We start from the raw sequence: 20,643 nt of genomic DNA, 5'->3' as shown, positions 1-20,643 counted from the left end.
AATTTTGTCCCAGCCTCTTACTTATCTCGTAAACGACATGTTGCTAAAAGGAAAGATAATCACTTCTGAACGGCCAATTATGTCTTCGCCTTCAATTAAACCAAGACCATTACGGCTATCTTTACTAATCTCACGGTTATCACCCATGACATAGTATTGTCCATCTGGGATTTCAATTGGGTCGATATTGCCCGTTCCCTCTAGTTCGTGGTCGGTTAGATAATCCTCACCAACAGCTTCTCCGTCTATATATAAAACATTATTTCGTGCTTCTAGCGTTTCATTTGGTAATCCAATCACACGTTTAACATAATTTTTATGAGGGTGTTGAATAATGACGATATCGCCACGGTCAGGCTCATCGATAATATATACAGCCTTGTTGAATATGACACGCTCTCCACTTTCTAAAGTAGGGTCCATACTGGCACCTTCAACAACAGAAGTTGCAAAGACAAAAGTGCGTAAAATAAATGCAATGACTAAAGCAATTACGATCGCTTTTGTCCATTCCCATATTTCTCTTTTCAAAGGAACTCTTCCTTTCTCAATATGCTTACTTTATACTTATATGTACTTTTATTAGAATAGCTTGTTATATATATCCTATCATATAATTAGTATATTCGTGAAAGTAATTTCAACATACCAAATGTTTTATAAATATACTAGTTAAAGGTCAATGACTTGTTTAATAATTTGTTAACATTGTATTAAAATTATTTAACAAATTAAATTTATTTGAATTAAACCTTTGACATATCGGAGTTTTGGCAATAAAATATTCTAATTAGGTTAAGGTGATTTTTGAGGAGGAAACGGTCCATTGAAAGATCAAGAGCGTTTAATATATTTAGAGAGAAGAATAGAAGTATTACGTAAACAGATGATTGATGTAGCATCTGAACAAGGGTATACGAGTAGTGAATCAGTGAGGCTATCACAAGAGTTAGATTCATTAATTAATGAATATTTAAAATTAGATCCTCAAAGTCGAAAACAAATTATTGATTAATGAATAACGCATATACACTATAAAGAATTTGAAAAGCCCACTGTCGGTCCAGTGGGCTTTTCTGCGTTTAAATTATTGTTTAGAAAGAAAGTCTTCTAATCGATTTAACCCTTCTTCGAGCACTTCCATGTTATAAGCGTATGAAAGGCGCATGTATCCTTGGCCATATTCACTGAATGCATCTCCTGGGACAAGTGCTAACCCAGCCTCATCGACTAAACGTAAACCTAAGTCGAATGAAGTGTGATCGGAAACTTTAAGCTTAGGAAATACGTAAAAGGCGCCATCTGGCTCAACAACGTCTAATCCCATCTGTTTCAAGCGCTTTAGCACGAAATCGCGTCTCTTTGCATAAGATTGACACATTATTTCGCTATCATTTTCCCCTACGGTTAAAGCTTGTAAAGCAGCATATTGACTAATTGAAGTTGGACAGGATACGTTGTATTGATGGACTTTTAAAATATGCTTACGAATACTTCGGTCTGCTAGTAAATAACCAATTCTAAAACCTGTCATAGAATGTGATTTAGACACACCTTGTATGACAATCGTCTGTTCACGAATTTCTTCAAAACTTGCAATCGACACGTGAGGTTGGTTGTATGTCAATTCACTATATATTTCATCAGCTAATATGAAGATTGGTTGATCTTTTAACAATTGAGCAATCTCTTCTAATTCATCTTCTGTTAATGTGACCCCAGTAGGGTTGGATGGGTATGGTAAAATAACGCATTTTGTTTTGTCTGTTATATTTTCTTTAATTAACTGTGCTGTCATTTTAAAGTCGTTGTCACGTGTGTCTATATGAACTGGAACACCACCAGCAAGTTTAATGAGTGGTTCATAACCAGGATAAACAGGCCCAGGTAATAGAACTTCTTCTCCGGGTTTAATAATGGTCCTCAATGTTACGTCGATTGCTTGTGAAGCTCCAACGGTCACAATGATTTCATCTTCAGGGTCATAATTCAAACTATACTTTTCATTTGTGACATCATGAATGGCGTGGCGCAGTGGTAAGATACCAGCATTCGGTGTATAAGTTGTTTGGTTATCGTCGATTGCTTGTTTTGTCGCTTCTTTAATATGTTCTGGTGTATGAAAATCTGGTTGTCCAATTGTTAATGAAACGACATCTTCTTTTCCTGAGACTAAATTGAAAAACTTACGAATTACCAGATATTTCGATATTTTTAACGTTGTTGTTAATGTACTGTTCCATATTATTGCACCTAGCTTTCTCTATTATGTTTAAAAGAAGCTACAACCGTTGATAATGGTTGTAGGAGGAGATTTGAATGTTTAATCAATTATATGATTTTATCATGGGCAATCTTTTATTTATAGTATTGTTTTTAGTTATGATGGTTTCGCTATACTTTTTAATTAAACCGTTAATCCAGTTTTGGATGAGCAAGCAGTGCTTATATACGATAACTTATTGGATTGCAAGTACAACGATGTTCATTATTATAGTTGGGTACTTATATTTTACTGATCATTCAATTGTTAGTAATGCTACAGGAATGAAAGAGTTAACATTAAGTTTACTGATTGCGGTCAGTGGATTTGGATTATGTTTGATGGTCTACTCAGTCAGTAAAAGTTTATCACAATTTATTCGTAACAGAAATACGACATCTTAATTGAATTTTCGACAAAAATAGTTTCATACCTTCTTATGTTTGTCATATAATGGTACAAGTATAAGGGGGGTTTTGAAGTGGAGTTTATAATATTTGCTTTATTACTAGTCTTAATTTTGTTCGTTTTAAATATCGTTTCAAGTGTGTGGTCTTATCGCGATGCAAAGCGTAAAGGGAAAAGTAATGAATATGCGATGATTGTTTTATTCGGGACCATCTTTTTTCCGTTTATCGGCTTTATCGTTTATTTAGTTATTAGAAATGATTAAATAGCGGTAGAAATAAGACATATTTTCAAATTAATGAAACCCGAACGAAGTCAAATATGATTTCGTTCGGGTTTATCTATTAGCTCCGCTCCATCAAAATGCTTCGCTTTCCACGGGCGGCTGGTGAGCCTCCCTCGTGCTACGTACTGTGGGGTCTCACCCTGGCCTTTGCTCCTGTAGGGGTCTACGCATTTTGATTCCGCTAAGTAACTGCACTATAAAGGTGAAGTGTTCAATAATCTTTTTTTCATTACACTCCAACCCATTGCCCTTAATTCTTGTTTGTAATTAATCTAATAAGATGTTTAAGTCATCAATAATTTGATCCATTTCTTCAGAGCTTGTTCCAGAATAGTTATTAATAGCTGTTCCTTTTGGGTCAACGATAAAGAATGATGTACCGTGACTGACTTGGTCATGCCCGTCTACTTTTGAAACGAGTAGTTTGAATGAACTCGCTGCAAAGCTTTCAATTTCCTTTTGCGAGTATCCCGTTAAAAAGTCCCAATTCGAATAATCTGCCTCAAATTGATTAGCGAATGTTTTTAAAGTATCAGGGTCATCGTATTCTGGATCAACTGAGACTGCCAAATCGTACGTCAAGGCCCTGGTCTTCAGCTTCTTGTTGAAGGTTTGCCATATTTGATGTCATCGGTGGGCAAACCGTATTACAATTTGTAAATATAAAATTAGCGACCCAGTATGTACCTTCTAAGTCATCTAAGGTTACTGTTTCTTCATCTTGGTTTGTGTATTCGAAATGTTCAATGTCAATATTAATTTCTGAGTCAATTTCACTTGCTTCGCTACCATTACAACCAGCAAGAAGTATTGCGATTGCGATTAAACTTAACCCGTATATCATTTTGCGGTGTTTAAACATTTTTGATCAACTCCATTTCCTCGTCAACTCATATTGTAACATGTCGAATCCTCAAAATAAGACCGAAAGTGTAGCATATTTTAACAATTTATTGACAAGGTTAAGTCAGGCTTGTTTTAAGTTGTAAACGTTGATTTCAGGGCGGCATAAAAAACGGAAAGGAAGACGTGTTGTCCCAACTCCTCTTGATGTGAAAAGTTGCAATCGATCTCCTATTGTATGTTTTCCTTCGACGTATTTTTGCCTAATGCTGGTGTTACCACATAACCGTAAAATGGGATTTGAACTTGTCCACCGTGGCTATGACCTGATAATTGTAAGTCAAAAGGCAAGTGAACAACGTCATCAGCATAATCGGGTTCATGGCACAACAAAATGTTAAAGCTTCCTTCATTCTCATCATTAATTAACTGATCAGGTTTAGGGTTACCAAGTAAAATATCATCTAAACCAGATAAATTAATGTACTCATTTTCAACTTCAACTTGTTCTGTATCATTTTTTAACAACTTAAACCCAGATTCATTCATAACATTTAAGATTGTCGTTGTTCCGTAGCCACCATGGTCATGATTGCCATAAATCCAAAACTTTCCGTATGGTGCTTCTAAACGACTTAATTGGTCAATGATCTCTCTATATTTGTCGCTTGATATTAGTGATGGGTCATCAGTTAAGTCTCCAGTAAACACGATTAAGTCAGGCTGCTGGTTTTGTATAGCATTGACTAACTTCTTTAAATCTTTGTTTCGATATTGAAAGCCGATATGCGTATCGGTAAATTGAACAATTTTAAAATTGTTAAACGAATTAGGAATTCTGTGGGAGCGGACTTCGTTGTTTTGTACTTTTAGCCAAAATGGTTCTACATCATGTGCGTAATAGTAACCACCATAGACTGTTGCAACCGTTCCGAGAGTCCCAACTGTTGCCCTTTTTAAAAATGATCTTCTTGTCATAAACCTCGTCATAGTGATAGCCATCCCTTATGTATTCTTGCTATACATTATACCATGTTTAGAACCGGTGTTGGACTTGTCATAAAATTGTAAATGATATTGACATAAAATTTTGAAAAATATTAAATGATTCGTTATAATAAACAAAGGAGAATGAATATTCATTCATTCCAATAGTCAGTTAGTGCTTTCAAACAAGGAGAGGTTTTAGATGAGAAATGAAGTTGTGATCGTAACAGGTGGTTCGAATGGTATGGGGAAGTATATGGCTAAGAAATTTGCCCAAGAAGGTGCTTTAGTTGCGATTACGGGTCGTAAAGAAGATAAGTTAATAGAAGCTAAAAATGAAATAATGCAAGATGCTAAAGGCGATGTTATGACGGTTGTTATGGATGTTCGCAATTTAGATGATGTAGAGCGAATGGTACAAGAAGTCACAACACATTTTGGACGTGTTGATCATTTAGTAAACAACGCGGCGGGTAATTTTATTGCGCCAGCTGAAAAATTATCACCCAATGGTTGGACATCCGTCATTGATATCGTCCTTAACGGTACATATTATTGTTCTCATGCTGTTGGAACATATTGGATTGAAAATGGTATTAAAGGAACAATTTTGAATATGGTAGCAACTTATGCATGGGATGCAGGACCAGGTGTGATCCATTCAGCGTCAGCCAAAGCAGGTGTACTAGCAATGACGCGTACATTAGCTGTTGAATGGGGAAGGCGCTACGGTATTCGTGCTAATGCGATTGCTCCTGGGCCGATTGATCGAACTGGTGGAGCCGATAAGCTTTGGGAGTCAGAAGAAGCGGCTAAACGAACGATTAAATCCGTACCACTTGAACGTTTAGGTGAACCAGAAGAAATTGGAGATCTCGCTTACTTTATGTTGTCAGATAAAGCAAAATATTTAAATGGTGAAGTGATCACATTAGATGGTGGTCAATCGCTAAATCAGTATCCGTTTTAATGAGCACGGAACCAATTGAAAGATGTACCAAAACTTTTTTGGATACTTATAAAAGCCATCAAAAATCAAAACCTTTTATTATTGGCGTTGATGGGCTGAGTGGATCTGGGAAAACAACATTATCTAAGAAGTTATTAAAGTACATCCAAAGTCAAGGTTATAAACTGTCTAGCATTCACCTCGATGACCATATAAGTTTAAAGTCATCGAGGTATAACACAGGACATGAAGAATGGTTTGAGTATTATTACCTTCAATGGGATATAGAATTGTTAACTGAACAATTATTTAAGCGCGTTAACAATAAAGCAAACCTTTATTTGCCTTTTTATAATAAGCTTGAAGACGATTATGTTTATCGTGAAATACAAGTTAGGCAGAAAGATTTTTGTATTATTGAAGGGATATTCCTACAAAGAGCTCAATGGAAACCTTATTTAGATTTCACAGTTTATTTAGATTGCCCAAGAGATATTAGGTATAAAAGAATTCGTGAAAGAGAGCGTAATATAGGCAATAAACGTGAAATAGTATCTAAAAATGAAAGAAGGTATTGGCCTGGTGAGGAATACTATTTAAGAGTCGAACAGCCGAAAGCACAAGCTGATTTTATTATAAAAAAATTTAAGAAGGAAAGTTAAGTTTCTAATTTTCCTTCTTAAGCCAACACGACATAAAACAGGATAGCAAAAAAGTGAAACGCGCTACCAGCTATGACAAACAAATGCCAGACTGCATGGTGGTATGGAAAACCTCTCCACATGTAAAAAATACTTCCGACAGAATATAAAACCCCGCCAATAATTAAATAAACTAATCCCGTCAATTCCATCTCTGCAGATAGTGGACGCCAAACGAACACGATAAACCAACCTAAGAAAATGTAAAGTAAAGTAGAAACGACCATAAATCTATGTACGAAAAAGACTTTAAACACAATACCTAGAATAGCAACGCCCCAAACGACACCTAACAACGTCCAACCAATTGGCCCTCGTAGTAAAATTAATAATATTGGTGTGTAAGTTCCTGCGATAAATAGATAAATCGATGAGTGATCGATAAATAAAAAGATATCTTTAGCCTTGCCCGATTTTAAACTATGGACAATCGTTGAGGACAAATACATAAGAAGCATCGTTGCTCCATAGATGCTTACTGATACAACTTGCCATGGACTTCCGTTCAAAGAAGCAAATACAATTAGAACAACAAGGCCAGCTATACTAAGTAAAGCTCCTAGACCGTGTGTGATCGCATTGACAGCTTCTTCTTTTCTTGAATATTCATATGGCATAAATCCAATCCCCTCTTTTCTATTTAATAAGTATAGCTCATTTTGTAATGAAGTTAAACATTATCCATTTTACAAGATTTATGTTAAAATATTTCTTGGAAACGAGACAATTTCGAATTGGTTTCGTTTGATGAGGAGGACAAACATGCTAGAAACAAAAGCGTTTGATTTAGCGACAACTCTTGTGCAGGAAAAGATGATCGATGCAGAAAAAGTAGCACATGTACAAAACAGTAATCCGCTAGAACACGCACTATTAGTCCTAACTAAAACTGGTTATAATGCAGTACCTGTCTTAGATTTCCACGGAAAATTTGAAGGCATTATTAGCAAATCAAATATTTTAGAAGCTATGTTTGGTGTTGAAAAAATCGAAGTTGAGAAATTAGAAGAGAAAACGGTTAGTGATTGTATGGATCGCGAAATACCTACACTACTAATTGATGATACCATCGAGCAGGCATTACATGAATTAATTGATTATAACTTTGTCTGTGTCGTGGATGAAGACCAACAAATGCAAGGAATTATAACGAGAAGACAACTTTTAAAAGAATATCGTAATGAATATTACAGAACACGTAACAAATCAAAATAAAAGATTTTTATCAAAGGTTAATAAATTGCTTGTAACAGGCCTGAATCCTTTGATAAATTAAAATAGTAAAAAGAACATAGATGGAGGATTTTACGATGAACCAAATGGATGCAAACGAAATTATTAACTTTATTTCAAACGCTAAGAAATCAACACCAGTTAAGGTATACGTTAAAGGTGAATTAGAGAATGTTGAGTTCCGTGATGATGTGCAAGCATTTATTACAGGAAACTCAGGTGTCATCTTTGGTGAGTGGAGTGTTGTTAAAGAAGAATTAGCAAAGCATGAAGCTGCAATTGAAGATTACGTAATTGAAAATGATCGTCGTAATTCAGCAATTCCTACATTAGATCTTAAAGATGTTAATGCACGTATTGAGCCAGGTGCGATTATTCGTGACCAAGTTGAAATTGGTGACGGTGCCGTTATTATGTTAGGTGCTGCAATTAACATTGGTGCTGTTGTTGGCGAAGGTACAATGATCGACATGAACGTTGTATTAGGCGGTCGTGCAACGGTAGGTAAGAACTGCCACATTGGTGCAGGTTCTGTTCTTGCAGGTGTAATTGAGCCACCTTCTGCTAAGCCAGTTGTAGTAGAAGATGGAGCTGTTGTTGGTGCCAATGCCGTTATTTTAGAAGGTGTAACAGTAGGTGAAGGAGCAGTTGTTGCTGCAGGTTCAATCGTAACTGAAGATGTTGCACCAAACACAGTTGTAGCAGGTACACCTGCTAAGAAGATTAAAGATATTGATGACCAAACACGTAATAAAACAGAAATTAAACAAGAACTACGTAAACTAGACAACTAAAAAGTCATCGTTCATAATTAAAAGTGGAAGTCACATTGGTGATTTCCGCTTTTTTTAAATTGTATACATAAAGTGAAAGGTCTGAAGAAATTATGACAAATGCTGATTGGATTAAAGTAAGAAGAGATTTACACCAAATTCCTGAACTAGGTTTTCAAGAATTTAAGACACAACAATACTTACTTAACTATATTGAAACACTTCCTCAAGAACATGTAACGATCACTAAATGGAAGACAGGTATTTTCGTTTTTGTAAAAGGAACAGTTGGGGAGGTGACGGTTGCTTACCGTGCTGATATTGACGGCTTACCCATTACTGAAGAAACAGGTTTAGATTTCGTTTCACAGCACGAAGGAAGAATGCATGCTTGTGGCCATGATTTACATATGACAATTGCTTTAGGTTCATTAACACAAATTGTTCAAGAGCGAATTGAGCACAATGCATTGTTTGTGTTTCAACCAGCTGAAGAAGGGCCGGGTGGGGCACAACCAATGCTTGCAAGTGACGAAATGAAGCAGTATGACATTGATTATATTTTTGCTTTACACGTTGATCCAAAACGACCGGTCGGAACAGTTGCATCGAAAGAAGGGCTTCTATTTGCGAATACGAGTGAATTGTTTATCGATTTTCACGGAAAGGGTGGTCATGCAGCCTATCCGCATGAAACGAAAGATATGATGATGGCAGCAAGTGCTTTTAACGTGCAATTACAGCAGGTCGTTGGACGTATGGTGAACCCATTAGAGGATGCCGTTGTAACATTAGGGAAAATGGAAGCAGGTACTGTACAAAATATCATCCCTGAACATGCTCGTGTTGAAGGACGATTCGAACGACTGCAGCCAAGACAATGCCAGAAATTAAGCGATCAATCGAGCGTATTTTACGTGGAATTGAAGTGCGGTATGAGTGTCAAACGAGCGTCAATTACGGTGCGAATTATTATATGGTTCATAATGACGGGGAGTATGTTGAACGTTTTAAAGATGCTTTAAGTGATACGAATATAGAGTTCGTCGAGGCTGAAGAAGCAATGACAGGTGAGGATTTCGGGTATATGTTAAGAGATTTACGCGGCTTTATGTTTTGGTTAGGTGTTGACTCAGAACATGGATTGCATAACAGTAAGCTAAATCCGAAAGAAGATGCTATTGAAGTTGGTATTAAAGCAGTTGTGAATATGATAAAGTCGTAAAAAAGTTTGGTGCTAAACGCGCCAACTTTTTTTGTTTGACTTTAATAAACGGAGTATTTTGGATCCGTCTGAATCATACCCACTGATCCATTTTGGGTATCTTATAGGAATAATCGTTATTAAAAATTGAATTAAGTTATAGAGCATGATGCCGATCAAAAATGCTGTTAAAGTATTAGAAGCAGTTAACGTAGAAATCCCTCCGAAAGCCAAGGCGAGAAGTAAAGACATCAGGGGACCTCCAATTAAAGCGAAAAGTTTCTGTCTATTGCTTAAGCTATTTTCCCATGAACAATAACCATTTAGCGACAAATTTAAGGAAAAATGAACCCTACCTATTTTAAAATTAAGTTTGCTCTTGTTTTTGTTACCTAAATAGATTTTTGCGTGAGATTTTGACATTGTTGTAACAGCAATTGAATGACCTAATTCGTGGAGTAGAGTACATAAAGGGAAGAGGACGATGTATAAAAAGAATACTAAATTCATCGTTTTCACTCCTAGAATTCATAAGTTTATTAAATTATAGCATGTATGAAGGGTATTTACTTTATATTCAAAAAAACGAGTTCACTTTATAAAGTGAACTCGGATTATAAACTGAAATAGTTAATTAATCATAATGTTCTCCGCGCAGCTTGTTGTATAGGGTCCCATACACCATTGTATGGTGGAGCATAAGCTAAGTCTAAATTTAGAAGGTCTTCGGTAGTCATGTTGTGGTAAAGGGCGGTTGCTAGTACATCAATCCGTTTATCTACGCCCATAACACCGATTACTTGCCCACCTAAAAGGCGTTTAGAGTCTTTGTCAAAAACAATTTTAACTGTTACATGTTGACCTTTTTCGTAATAACCTGCTATTGCATTTGTTTCTACTTTAACAGTGTCATACGGTATATTTAATTGTATGGCTTCTTTTTCTGATAAGCCAGTTCTACCAATATCCAGTTCAAAAAACTTTAATATTGAGGTCCCGACAATGCCTTGAAAGGCTCGATTATGACCAATCATGTTCATTCCAGCAATCATACCTTGCTTGTTAGCAGTTGTTCCTAAAGGCACGAAATCGTTTAATTGTTTGACTCTATGATAATGACTAGCACAATCCCCAGCTGCATAAACATCATTTATATTCGTTTCCATATAGGCATTCACGATGATTTCCCCTTTAGGTCCAAGGTGAAAGTCGTCTGAAACCATGTCGGTATTAGGTTTTACACCAATATTGATTAATACCATATCTGTTTCATATTCATTTTTGTCTGTTATAACAGTATCGACATGTTCTTGGCCTTTAAAAGACTGGACTGATTCACTAAGAACTAATTCCACATCTTTTTGTTTTGCTTCTTCATGGATTAATTCGGCCATATCTTCGTCAAATGGATTCATAAGTTGATTACTACGCTGAATAATTCGAACGCTTATTCCTGTTTCTTTAATGTTTTCAGCAAGCTCTAAGCCGATAAAACCTCCGCCGACAATTGTAATTGTTTTAGGTTGATACTTGTCAATGTAGCTTTTAATCCCTTTAGTATCTGGAATGTATTTCATCGACATGATCCCACTTAAGTTCATGCCCTCCCAGTCTGGTCGAACAGGACTTACACCTGTGGCAATTAGTAATTGATCATATTCTACTTGAAAAGGTTCTCCAGTATTAGTTTGAAGTCCACTTACAGTTTTTTTCTCATAGTCTAGTTGTGTCACTTTATGATTTATACGAGCATCGATGCCATATTTGTCTCTAAACACTTCAACTGGACGAGCAATGACATCGTCCGTTGATTCAACTTGTCCACTTAAGACATAAGGAAGTCCACATTGACCATAAGAGTAATATTCCCCTCGTTCTAACGTTACTATTTCATCATGTTCGTCGCCTCCACGTTTAATTTGCATGGCGGCACTCATTCCTGCTGCATCGCCACCAATAATGACATATTTCATATACACACCTCACTAAACCTTTATGCTTATAAATTAGAGCCCATGACAAATCATGAGCTCTAATTTAAAATTACTGTTCATTTTTGTTCAATACAACATGGTGTGGGAACGGGATTTCTATTCCTACTTCATCAAGCGCCTCTTTCATCGCTTTACGTAAATCGCGTTCAACACCCCATTGCTCCATTTTTTCCGTTTGGGCTATAACACGTAAAACAACTTCTGAAGAACCGAAGCTTTGTACTCCGACAACGTCTGGTCCTTCTTTAAGACGTTCATCACCTGTGAACTGATCGCAAACGTTTTGTAGTACACGAATAGCCTCATCAATGTTTTCACTATAACCAATGCTCATGTCGACTAAGGCACGCATATTGCCGCGGGTATGGTTATTTACGACTTGGATGTTACGGTTAGGAATATAATGCAATGTACCGTCAAACCCACGTAGTTTTGTCGTTCTTAAGCCCAATTCTTCAACAATTCCGTCATGACCACCCGCTGTTACATAGTCATCTACGTCAATCTGTTTTTCTATTAAGATAAAAAATCCTGTTACGATATCGCTCACTAATCCTTGTGCACCAAATCCAACCGCTAGACCAACAATACCAGCACCAGCAAGGATAGGTCCTAATGGAATACCTAAAATGCCTAAAAAAGTTACGATGAAGAAGAACAATAAAACGTATGTAAATACATTAACTAGTAAGTTTTGTAACGTTTTCGTTCGGCCTTCGCTTAATTTTTGTCTCTTTGCCATTTGCTCGATACCTGAGTTAATGGCTTTCTTACCAATTGGAGCAACTATCAAATATACAATAATAAGTAATAGTAGTTGTCCACCAATTGTCATAGCTGAATCGATTAAGTTGTCTAAATTGATTAAATCCATAATCATGCTCCTTCTTTATAGTTTTCTCTATTATATACCACAAGCTGAGAAGTTTTAATCATATGTTTAATGACAAATGGGGATGGTTATAATGATACCGTATGACAAGATTTTGTTATCTCTATAATTATGTTGACGATTCTTGTGCTTTTGTTATAATTTATAATGGTTTTTTCAAAAAAACAAATACATATTAAATGGAGGTATTCAATATGGCAGAACGTATGGTAGGTAAACAAGCACCACGTTTTGAAATGGATGCAGTAATGGCTAATAAAGAGTTTGGTAAGATTTCTCTTGAAGAGAACATGAAAGAGGATAAGTGGACAGTTCTATTTTTCTATCCAATGGATTTCACTTTCGTATGCCCAACTGAGATTACGGCAATGTCTGATCGTTATGATGAGTTTGAAGATTTAGACGCTGAAGTAATTGGTGTTTCAACTGATACAATCCACACTCACTTAGCTTGGATTAATACTAGCCGTGAAGACAACGGTCTTGAGCAGTTAGCGTACCCATTAGCTGCTGATACGAATCACCAAGTTTCTAAAGAATACGGTGTGTTAATTGAAGAAGAAGGAATCGCGCTACGCGGTCTATTCATTATTGACCCTGAAGGTGAGCTTAAGTATGCTACTGTATTCCATAATGATATTGGACGTGACGTAGACGAGACTCTACGTGTACTACAAGCACTACAAACAGGTGTCTTTGCCCAGCTAACTGGAAGCCAGGCCAAACGACTCTATAAGTTTTAAGTTGCTATATTTTAAAAGGGGTCTAACATTGGTAAGGTGTTAGCCCTTTTTATTTTCGTGACATATATGGGAGGTTAGAGTAATGAAACTACGTACACCAATGCCAGAGATTACTGGTGCAACAGAATGGATTAACGGCGAAGTAACACGTGATGATTTAGTTGGCGATAAACCAACATTATTTCACTTTTGGTCTGTCAGTTGTGGCATGTGTAAAGAAGCAATGCCACAAGTTAACCAATTTAGAGATGATTATGCAGATGAGTTAAATGTAATTGCTGTTCATATGCCTCGTTCTGAGAAGGATTTAGATCTTGATCAGATTAAAGAAGTAGCAGCAGAGCATGGTATTACACAACCAATCTTCGTTGACAGTGAGCACAAACTAACAGATGTATTCGAAAATCAATATGTACCTGCTTATTATGTGTTTGATGCTGAAGGCAACCTTCGTCACTTCCAAGCTGGTGGAAGTGGCATGAAAATGTTAACAAAACGCGTTAACCGTGTATTAGGAAAATAAATGTAGTAAAGAGCTGATTAGTCCGTGACTAGTCAGCTTTTTTGTTTTTTTAAAAGATAGGGGAAAATTTAAATTTAGATTTTTTTCAAAAAATTTAATAAAAAGGGTGGAAATTTATTTCGTATCCCGATATATTTATAAAAGCAGCATTTTTTGATTAAACGGAAAGTGAGGGAGAAAGCTTGGACATATTTAAAAAATTGAAAAAGTATTATTGGCCTTACAAACGGTTTTTAATACTTTCATTAATTTCGATGTTATTTGTAACGGTCATTACCGCTGCATATCCAGTTGTACTTCAGCTTACAATTGATGAAGTTATTTATCCTGGAAACTTTGAATTAATACCTATGATTGTAATTGCATTTATTTTGTTAATGAGTATAAAAGCTTTAACAGTGTTTACTCAACAGTATTTAGGGGACTTATTCGGTATATCAACAGTCTATAATGTGCGTGATGACCTTTATAAAAAACTGCAACGTCTATCCTTTAAGTACTATGATAATGCTAAAACAGGTGACTTAATGTCCCGATTAACAGCGGACGTAGAAGGATTTCGATTCTTCTTATCTTTTGGTTTCGCTGAATTGTTAAGAGTCTTCTCAATGGTTACGGTCAGTTTAGCTGTCATGCTTTATTACTCTGTACCTTTAGCTCTAGTTACGATCGCAGTAATGCCGTTTTTAGCTGTATCGGTATACATGTTCGATAAACGAGTACATCCTGCATTTTTAGGAATTCGTCGATCATTTGGTCGTATGAATACGCGTGTACAAGAGAATATCTCTGGAATGAATACAGTAAAATCATTGTCACGCGAAGATTTTGAAATCGGTCGTTATGAAGATAAAGGTGAAAATTACCGTGAGCATTATATTAAAACAGCAAAGATTTGGGCAAAATATATGCCGTTTATGGAGTTTGTTGGTAACGTTTCGGTTGTTGCACTACTAGCGTACGGTGGTTACCTCGTCATGCAAGGCAGCTTACAACCAGGTGAATTAGCGGCATTCTTTTCATTAGTTTGGATGTTTTTAGGGCCACTAATGAACTTTGGTTTCGTTGTTAACATGTTCTCTCAGGCAAAAGCATCGGGTGAGCGTTTGTTAGAAGTTCTTGAGTCAGATTTAGAATTAGACGATCGAATCGAGCCTAAAGGTGAGAGTGTTAAAGGGCATGTGACGTTTAACGATGTGACATTAACATATGTAGAAGACGATGATGAAGCGTTAAAAGACATATCATTTGATGCACCACCAGGAAAAGTCGTCGGTTTAATTGGAGCAACAGGTTCTGGTAAATCAAGTATTACACAACTAATGACACGTTTTTATCAACCAGATAAAGGTGAGGTATTAATTGATGGTAAGCCGACAGCTGAGTACTCGTTAAAAGATTTACGTCAACATATCGGTTTCGTGTTACAAGAACCATTCTTATTCTCAACAACTATTAAAGAGAATATTTCTTACGGAAATCCAGAAGCGTCTATGGATGACATTATCGATGCTGCTAAACGTGCACAGGCGCATGATTTTATTATGGATATGCCAAATGGTTATGACACGTTACTAGGTGAACGTGGGATGGGACTTTCTGGTGGACAGAAACAAAGGATTTCGATTGCACGTGCGTTATTGATTAATCCGAGTATCCTAGTGCTTGATGATGCGACAAGTGCAGTTGATATGCAAACAGAGTTTAAGATCCAATCTGCTTTAAAAGAAGTGATGCATGACAGAACAACGTTTATCATTGCACACCGTATTTCATCACTTAAGCATGCAGATGAAATTTTAGTACTTGATGATGGTGAGATTGTCGAACGTGGTAAACATGACTTCTTACTACAAAACAATGGACCATATCAACGTATTTATGACATTCAGTACCAAGATAAAGAAGCAATTCTAGGAAAGCAACATGTTTAGAAGGAGGGAGCAAAATGGCTACTGAAACGAGGAAAGAAAGCCCTCACTTAAAACGATTTCACTATACGCAAGATGTTGCCGTTGATAAGCCGTTTAATTGGCAACAGCTTGTGAGGCTATTAGAGTATTTAAAACCTTATGCCAAAACGATCTTACCGATTGCAATCATTGCGATGTTAGTATCGACAGTCGTTAGAATTGTAGTGCCAATTTTAATTGGTACAGTGGCATTTGACATGGCGATAGAAAATCATGACGCTAATCTACTCATGCAGTTAATTGTGGGGATAGCCATTTTATATGGACTAAGTTACATCGGTAATATGGTGCGAATAAAGTATGTCAACTTGCTCGGGCAAAATGTTATATACGACTTACGTAAACATTTGTTCTCGCACGTTCAAAGACTATCGAATCGATTTTTCGATAATCGATCAGCTGGAAGTATTATCGTAAGAATTATGAATGACATTAACTCATTACAAGAACTATTTACAAATGGAATTATTAACTTGATCATGGACGTCATTACAATAACAACGATTATCATTATTTTGTTTGTATTAAGTCCAGAACTAGCGGCAGCAGTTGTTATCATCATTCCAATTATGTTCTACATTTCAACACGTTTACGTAAGAACATTCGCCGTTCTTGGCAACAAGTGAGAATTCAGCAATCGCGACTAAACTCTCACTTAAATGAGAGCATCCAAGGTATTCGAATCACACAGTCATTCGCTCAAGAGAAGGAAAACACTGAGTTTTTCGATGGTGTTAATTCTGACAACTATGCGAACTGGAAGAATGCAACAAGAAAGAGTGCGATGTTTAGACCGTTTGTTGAAATGAGTAACGCATTTGGTGTTGCAATTCTTTTAGCGTTTGGTTCATTCCTAATCATTAATGGTAATGTGACAGTTGGTGTATTTATTACATTTGCTTTATTTATGAACATGTTCTGGGAGCCAATCTCTAGACTTGGTCAAATGTATAACCAACTGTTAATGGCAATGTCAGCATCTGAACGTATATTTGAGTTTTTAGATGAAGAGCCGAATGTAAAAGAAAAAGAAGATGCTAAGTCTCTAGATGATATTGAAGGGCATATTGAATTCGATCAAGTGCAGTTTGCTTATGATGAAGAACGAATCGCCTTGCATGAAATATCATTAGAAATGAAACCAGGTCAATCAGTCGCGTTAGTTGGTCATACCGGTTCAGGTAAGACGACGATTGCCAACTTAATTAATCGCTTTTATGATCCAACTAAAGGTGCTGTCAAGGTCGATGGTCATGATCTACGTGATGTGAAACTAGATGACTTACGTCAGAAGATTAGTGTAGTACTACAAGATACATTTATTTTCTCAGGTACAATTATGGAAAATATTCGTTTCGGTCGACCTGATGCAACTGACGAAGAAGTTATTGAAGCGGCTAAAGTGGTTGGAGCGGATGATTTCATTCAACGTTTAGCTGAAGGGTATGAAACAGAAGTAGAAGAAAGAGGTAACATTTTATCTGCAGGTGAACGTCAATTGTTATCATTCGCTCGTGCATTATTAGCTGATCCGAAAATTATCATTTTAGATGAAGCAACAGCTAGTATTGATACAGAAACAGAAGTGAAGATTCAAAAGGCTTTAAAGAGATTGTTAAGTGGACGTACATCGATTATTATCGCGCACCGTCTATCAACGATCCGTGATTCAGACAACATTATTGTGTTAGAACACGGAAAGATTTTAGAGCAAGGTAATCATGATGAATTGATGGAAAAGCAAGGTGAATACTACGGGTTAGTGAAATCACAATTTCAAATGTTGGATGATCTATAAACAAATAGCTGGCTTATGCCAGCTATTTTTTGTTTATGGCTTTAAATTGCTTAACTTTGCCTACATTTTCACCATTATTTGTTACAAATGCGTTATAATATGATAGACTACTTGAAGATTGTGTAGTATTGGAGGAAGGCAGATGGGAAAGCGCTTATATGCAGTAATTGGACTTGGCCGTTTTGGTGGGAGCATATGTAAAGAGTTAAGTCGTGAAGGAATGGAAGTATTAGCGATTGACAATGATGAAGAGAAGGTTAATGAATTTAAAGAAGTTGCCTCTCATGCTGTCATTGCAGATTCAACAGATGAAATTGCCTTAAAAGATTTAGGGTTTAGAAACATTGACCACGTTATTGTTGCAATCGGTGATAATGTTCATGCAAGTATTCTGACTACATTAATAGTGAAGGAATTAGGCATTTCAACAATAACAGTAAAAGCACAAAACGATTATCATGAAAAAGTGTTAGAAAAGATTGGTGCAGATGAAATTGTACACCCTGAACGTGATATGGGTAGAAGAATTGCACATAGTATAATTTCAAGCAACATTTTAGATTACTTAGAACTATCAGATGAGCATAGTGTTGTAGAAGTTAAAGCAGGAGATAAAATGGACGGTGAAACAATAATCGATTTAGATATTCGTGCGCGTTTTGGTTGTAACGTTGTAGCGATTAAACGTGGCAAAGAAATTAACGTATCTCCAATGGCTCATGATGTTATTGAAAAAGGAGATATTATCATTGTCATTGGCTCCGATAAAGACATTCACCGTTTTGAGAAAGCATTAGTCATCGAGGATTAATCAAATTATAACGATAATAAACCCCATAGCGATTGCTATGGGGTAATGTTTTCGGCTATTTGGATAGGAATTGTTCGATTATACTTCCATAATAATTGGTAAAATCATTGGTCTACGTTTCGTTTTGTCATATAAGAATGGTTGGATCGTATCGGTAATTTCATTTTTGATCTCAGACCATTGTGTCGTCTTACGTTCCATTACTTTTTCTAAATGGTTAGCAACTAATCCTTGAGCATCTTTAATCAAGTCTTCAGATTCCCTCATGTAGACGAAACCTCTTGAAATAATGTCAGGTCCAGAAGCGATTTTAAATTCTTTCATATCAATACTGACGACGACAATAACTAATCCTTCTTCAGATAGAATTCTTCTATCTCTTAAGACAATGTTACCGATATCGCCGATTCCACTACCGTCTACATAGACAGAGCCGGATGGAATCTTTCCTGCTACACCGACTTTATTTTTACCAATAGCTAACACGTCACCATTATCCATAATAAAGCTGTTTTTACTTGATACACCAGTGTCTTCAGCTAAATTAATATGTTCTGCTAACATGCGGTATTCACCGTGAATTGGCATAAAGTATTTCGGTTTCATTAGGCGCAGCATCAATTTCTGTTCTTCTTGTCCACCGTGTCCTGACGTGTGAATGTCATTTAATGATCCGTGAATAACATTCGCTCCAGCACGATATAGCTTATTAATATTACGATTAATGCTAATCGTGTTGCCAGGGATTGGTGAAGAAGAAAAGACCACTGTATCATCTGGTTGAATTTGTATATGACGGTGTGTACCGTTTGCAATTCTTGATAATGCAGCCAATGTTTCACCTTGTGAACCAGTGCATAAAATAACGAGTTCATCACTAGGCACTTTATTAATTTGGTTCGGTTCAATAAATGTATCTTTCGGTGCTTGAATGTAACCAAGCTTTTGACCGATTTTAATCGCATTTTCCATACTGCGCCCAAATACAACAATTTTACGCCCATTTTGGATTGCTGATTGAACAACTTGTTGTAAACGGTAAATGTTTGATGCGAATGTAGCGAAAATTATTCGGCCTTCAACGTTGTCGAATATTTCTTGAATACTCTTACCGACAACACTCTCTGATAGAGTGAATCCAGGGATTTCACTATTAGTACTATCAGATAGTAAGCAAAGCACACCTTCAGAACCGATTTCAGCCATTTTTGATAAATTGGCTGGTTCACCAACTGGGGTAAAGTCAAACTTAAAGTCTCCTGTATGAACGATGTTACCAGGTGGTGTTTTGACGACGATTCCGAACGCATCAGGAATACTGTGTGTCACTCGGAAAAATGTGACTGACGTTTTGCGGAATTTAATGACATCGTCTTCTTGAATTTCATTTAAGTTAGCGCCACGTAATAATCCGTGTTCTTCTAACTTGTTTCTAAGTAATCCGATTGCTAGCTTTCCACCGTAAATTGGAATATTCATTTCTCTTAGTAAATATGGAATCCCACCAATGTGGTCTTCGTGTCCGTGTGTAATAAACAACCCTTTAATTTTGTCTTGGTTTTGGATTAAGTACGTATAGTCAGGGATGACATAATCAATTCCTAACAATTCGTCTTCAGGGAATTTAATACCAGCATCAATTAAAATAATTTCATCTTGAAATTGAATACCATACGTATTTTTACCGATCTCACCAAGACCACCTAAAGCAAAAATTGCAACTTGATCGTTTTTAACAAACTTCATCTCGTTACAAATTCTCCACTTTATATGTTTTCGGATTGTTGTTCGTAAGCTAAATGTTCCTCACTTAGCTCTTGGACATGTTCAATATTGTAATTACGGTCTGCTAGCTTTTTACGGACTTCACGTTTGCTTTCAGCTTCAATGTACATTGATTTTGTTTCTTCACGTACAGGTGATTCTGAAATGTCTTCTTGATATAATACTTTAAAAATCATTAATTACTCTCCTTACTTTGATGTTTTAGAACGTGCATTCCTATCCGTATAGCTATATAAAATGCAATTTTGCATTATAAAACAATATTAAGTATTTTGATTGATCAGTTAATCTTTATTAATATCAATAGTATTTAAGCCTTGTTTTGATCTTAACAATCTTTTAAGGCGGTTTTTAATCTTTTCGCGTAAACGTTTTAACATTATATCATACATCTCCTTTCAGTATGATATAGAGGACGTAACTACATAAAGACTATCATGAATAGTGTGTATTCTTTAGTTTATTATCCACTTCTT

At 36.2% G+C, this 20,643-nt stretch carries 19 protein-coding genes and 4 pseudogenes; 13 read left to right on the top strand and 10 right to left on the bottom strand.

The annotated features are described in order from the left end of the window. Window positions 1-21: 21 nt before the first annotated feature. Window positions 22-531 (bottom strand): signal peptidase I, encoded by a 510-nt coding sequence (lepB, locus tag A194_RS0105620; RefSeq protein ID WP_017185884.1) that lies wholly within the window; start codon window positions 529-531, stop codon window positions 22-24. Window positions 532-826: 295 nt separating this feature from the next. Between lepB and A194_RS0105615 the strand changes: the two genes are divergently transcribed. Then, a complete protein-coding gene (locus tag A194_RS0105615) occupies window positions 827-1,015 on the top strand; it encodes an aspartyl-phosphate phosphatase Spo0E family protein (protein ID WP_017185883.1) in 189 nt (62 codons plus the stop codon). A 72-nt stretch (window positions 1,016-1,087) separates the two neighbouring features. Here the strand turns inward: A194_RS0105615 and A194_RS17485 are convergent. After that, window positions 1,088-2,243: pseudogene (locus A194_RS17485) on the bottom strand (aminotransferase A). A gap of 76 nt (window positions 2,244-2,319) precedes the next feature. On the opposite strand from A194_RS17485, the gene A194_RS0105605 reads away from it, so the two are divergent. Further along, a complete protein-coding gene (locus A194_RS0105605; RefSeq protein ID WP_017185881.1) occupies window positions 2,320-2,667 on the top strand; it encodes a hypothetical protein in 348 nt (115 codons plus the stop codon). Between the two features lie 77 nt (window positions 2,668-2,744). Then, a complete protein-coding gene (locus A194_RS0105600) occupies window positions 2,745-2,936 on the top strand; it encodes a hypothetical protein (protein ID WP_017185880.1) in 192 nt (63 codons plus the stop codon). A gap of 288 nt (window positions 2,937-3,224) precedes the next feature. Here the strand turns inward: A194_RS0105600 and A194_RS21315 are convergent. Then, window positions 3,225-3,801 (bottom strand): annotated as a pseudogene (locus A194_RS21315) (SCO family protein). A 230-nt stretch (window positions 3,802-4,031) separates the two neighbouring features. Further along, window positions 4,032-4,790: a metallophosphoesterase gene (locus tag A194_RS17475; RefSeq protein WP_237718743.1), complete on the bottom strand. Its 759-nt coding sequence runs from the start codon at window positions 4,788-4,790 to the stop codon at window positions 4,032-4,034. 199 nt (window positions 4,791-4,989) lie between these two features. On the opposite strand from A194_RS17475, the gene fadH reads away from it, so the two are divergent. Beyond that, the gene (gene fadH, locus A194_RS0105585) at window positions 4,990-5,757 is read left to right on the top strand and encodes a 2,4-dienoyl-CoA reductase (RefSeq protein WP_017185877.1); all 768 of its coding nucleotides are present in this window, start codon (window positions 4,990-4,992) and stop codon (window positions 5,755-5,757) included. Between the two features lie 38 nt (window positions 5,758-5,795). Continuing rightward, entirely contained in the window at window positions 5,796-6,398 is a 603-nt protein-coding gene (locus A194_RS0105580; RefSeq protein WP_029425016.1) for a kinase, read from the top strand. 17 nt (window positions 6,399-6,415) lie between these two features. On the opposite strand, the gene trhA is transcribed toward A194_RS0105580, so the two are convergent. After that, window positions 6,416-7,054 (bottom strand): PAQR family membrane homeostasis protein TrhA, encoded by a 639-nt coding sequence (gene trhA / locus A194_RS0105575; RefSeq protein WP_017185875.1) that lies wholly within the window; start codon window positions 7,052-7,054, stop codon window positions 6,416-6,418. A 145-nt stretch (window positions 7,055-7,199) separates the two neighbouring features. Between trhA and cbpB the strand changes: the two genes are divergently transcribed. The 3 genes and pseudogenes from cbpB (at window position 7,200) to A194_RS17470 (ending at window position 9,668) form a co-directional block, all read left to right on the top strand. Further along, window positions 7,200-7,652 (top strand): cyclic-di-AMP-binding protein CbpB, encoded by a 453-nt coding sequence (cbpB, locus tag A194_RS0105570; protein WP_017185874.1) that lies wholly within the window; start codon window positions 7,200-7,202, stop codon window positions 7,650-7,652. A gap of 95 nt (window positions 7,653-7,747) precedes the next feature. After that, window positions 7,748-8,464, top strand: a complete 717-nt coding sequence (gene dapD / locus A194_RS0105565) for a 2,3,4,5-tetrahydropyridine-2,6-dicarboxylate N-acetyltransferase (protein WP_017185873.1) — start codon at window positions 7,748-7,750, stop codon at window positions 8,462-8,464. Window positions 8,465-8,556: 92 nt separating this feature from the next. Then, window positions 8,557-9,668, top strand: a pseudogene (locus A194_RS17470) (N-acetyldiaminopimelate deacetylase). A gap of 12 nt (window positions 9,669-9,680) precedes the next feature. Here the strand turns inward: A194_RS17470 and A194_RS0105555 are convergent. From A194_RS0105555 to A194_RS0105545, 3 genes are all read right to left on the bottom strand, one after another. Continuing rightward, the gene (locus A194_RS0105555; RefSeq protein ID WP_017185871.1) at window positions 9,681-10,157 is read right to left on the bottom strand and encodes a zinc metalloprotease; all 477 of its coding nucleotides are present in this window, start codon (window positions 10,155-10,157) and stop codon (window positions 9,681-9,683) included. Between the two features lie 128 nt (window positions 10,158-10,285). Beyond that, window positions 10,286-11,620 (bottom strand): FAD-dependent oxidoreductase, encoded by a 1,335-nt coding sequence (locus A194_RS0105550; RefSeq protein WP_017185870.1) that lies wholly within the window; start codon window positions 11,618-11,620, stop codon window positions 10,286-10,288. Window positions 11,621-11,690: 70 nt separating this feature from the next. Next, window positions 11,691-12,515, bottom strand: coding sequence for a mechanosensitive ion channel family protein (locus A194_RS0105545; protein WP_017185869.1), 825 nt, complete (start codon window positions 12,513-12,515; stop codon window positions 11,691-11,693). Between the two features lie 212 nt (window positions 12,516-12,727). Between A194_RS0105545 and A194_RS17465 the strand changes: the two are divergent. The 5 genes and pseudogenes from A194_RS17465 (at window position 12,728) to A194_RS0105520 (ending at window position 18,382) form a co-directional block, all read left to right on the top strand. Further along, a pseudogene (locus A194_RS17465) lies at window positions 12,728-13,269 on the top strand (peroxiredoxin). A gap of 89 nt (window positions 13,270-13,358) precedes the next feature. Beyond that, a complete protein-coding gene (locus A194_RS0105535; protein WP_017185868.1) occupies window positions 13,359-13,799 on the top strand; it encodes a TlpA family protein disulfide reductase in 441 nt (146 codons plus the stop codon). Window positions 13,800-13,981: 182 nt separating this feature from the next. Next, window positions 13,982-15,733, top strand: coding sequence for an ABC transporter ATP-binding protein (locus tag A194_RS0105530; RefSeq protein ID WP_017185867.1), 1,752 nt, complete (start codon window positions 13,982-13,984; stop codon window positions 15,731-15,733). Between the two features lie 14 nt (window positions 15,734-15,747). Continuing rightward, window positions 15,748-17,571 (top strand): ABC transporter ATP-binding protein, encoded by a 1,824-nt coding sequence (locus tag A194_RS0105525; RefSeq protein ID WP_017185866.1) that lies wholly within the window; start codon window positions 15,748-15,750, stop codon window positions 17,569-17,571. 142 nt (window positions 17,572-17,713) lie between these two features. Then, on the top strand, window positions 17,714-18,382 hold the full coding sequence (locus A194_RS0105520) for a potassium channel family protein (RefSeq protein ID WP_017185865.1): 669 nt from the start codon (window positions 17,714-17,716) through the stop codon (window positions 18,380-18,382). A gap of 78 nt (window positions 18,383-18,460) precedes the next feature. On the opposite strand, the gene rnjA is transcribed toward A194_RS0105520, so the two are convergent. Together rnjA and A194_RS0105510 are read right to left on the bottom strand one after the other, a co-directional pair. Further along, complete coding sequence (gene rnjA, locus A194_RS0105515; protein ID WP_017185864.1) at window positions 18,461-20,128, bottom strand: ribonuclease J1; 1,668 nt, start codon at window positions 20,126-20,128, stop codon at window positions 18,461-18,463. Between the two features lie 20 nt (window positions 20,129-20,148). Next, complete coding sequence (locus A194_RS0105510; protein ID WP_017185863.1) at window positions 20,149-20,343, bottom strand: DNA-dependent RNA polymerase subunit epsilon; 195 nt, start codon at window positions 20,341-20,343, stop codon at window positions 20,149-20,151. Window positions 20,344-20,643 lie beyond the last annotated feature (300 nt).

The sequence above is a fragment of the Alkalibacillus haloalkaliphilus C5 genome (genome assembly GCF_000269905.1).
Taxonomy (GTDB): Bacteria; Bacillota; Bacilli; order Bacillales; family Alkalibacillaceae; genus Alkalibacillus; species Alkalibacillus haloalkaliphilus_A.
The sequence above is the reverse complement of the archived record's forward strand: the minus strand, read 5'-3'. Positions and strand labels throughout refer to the sequence as shown.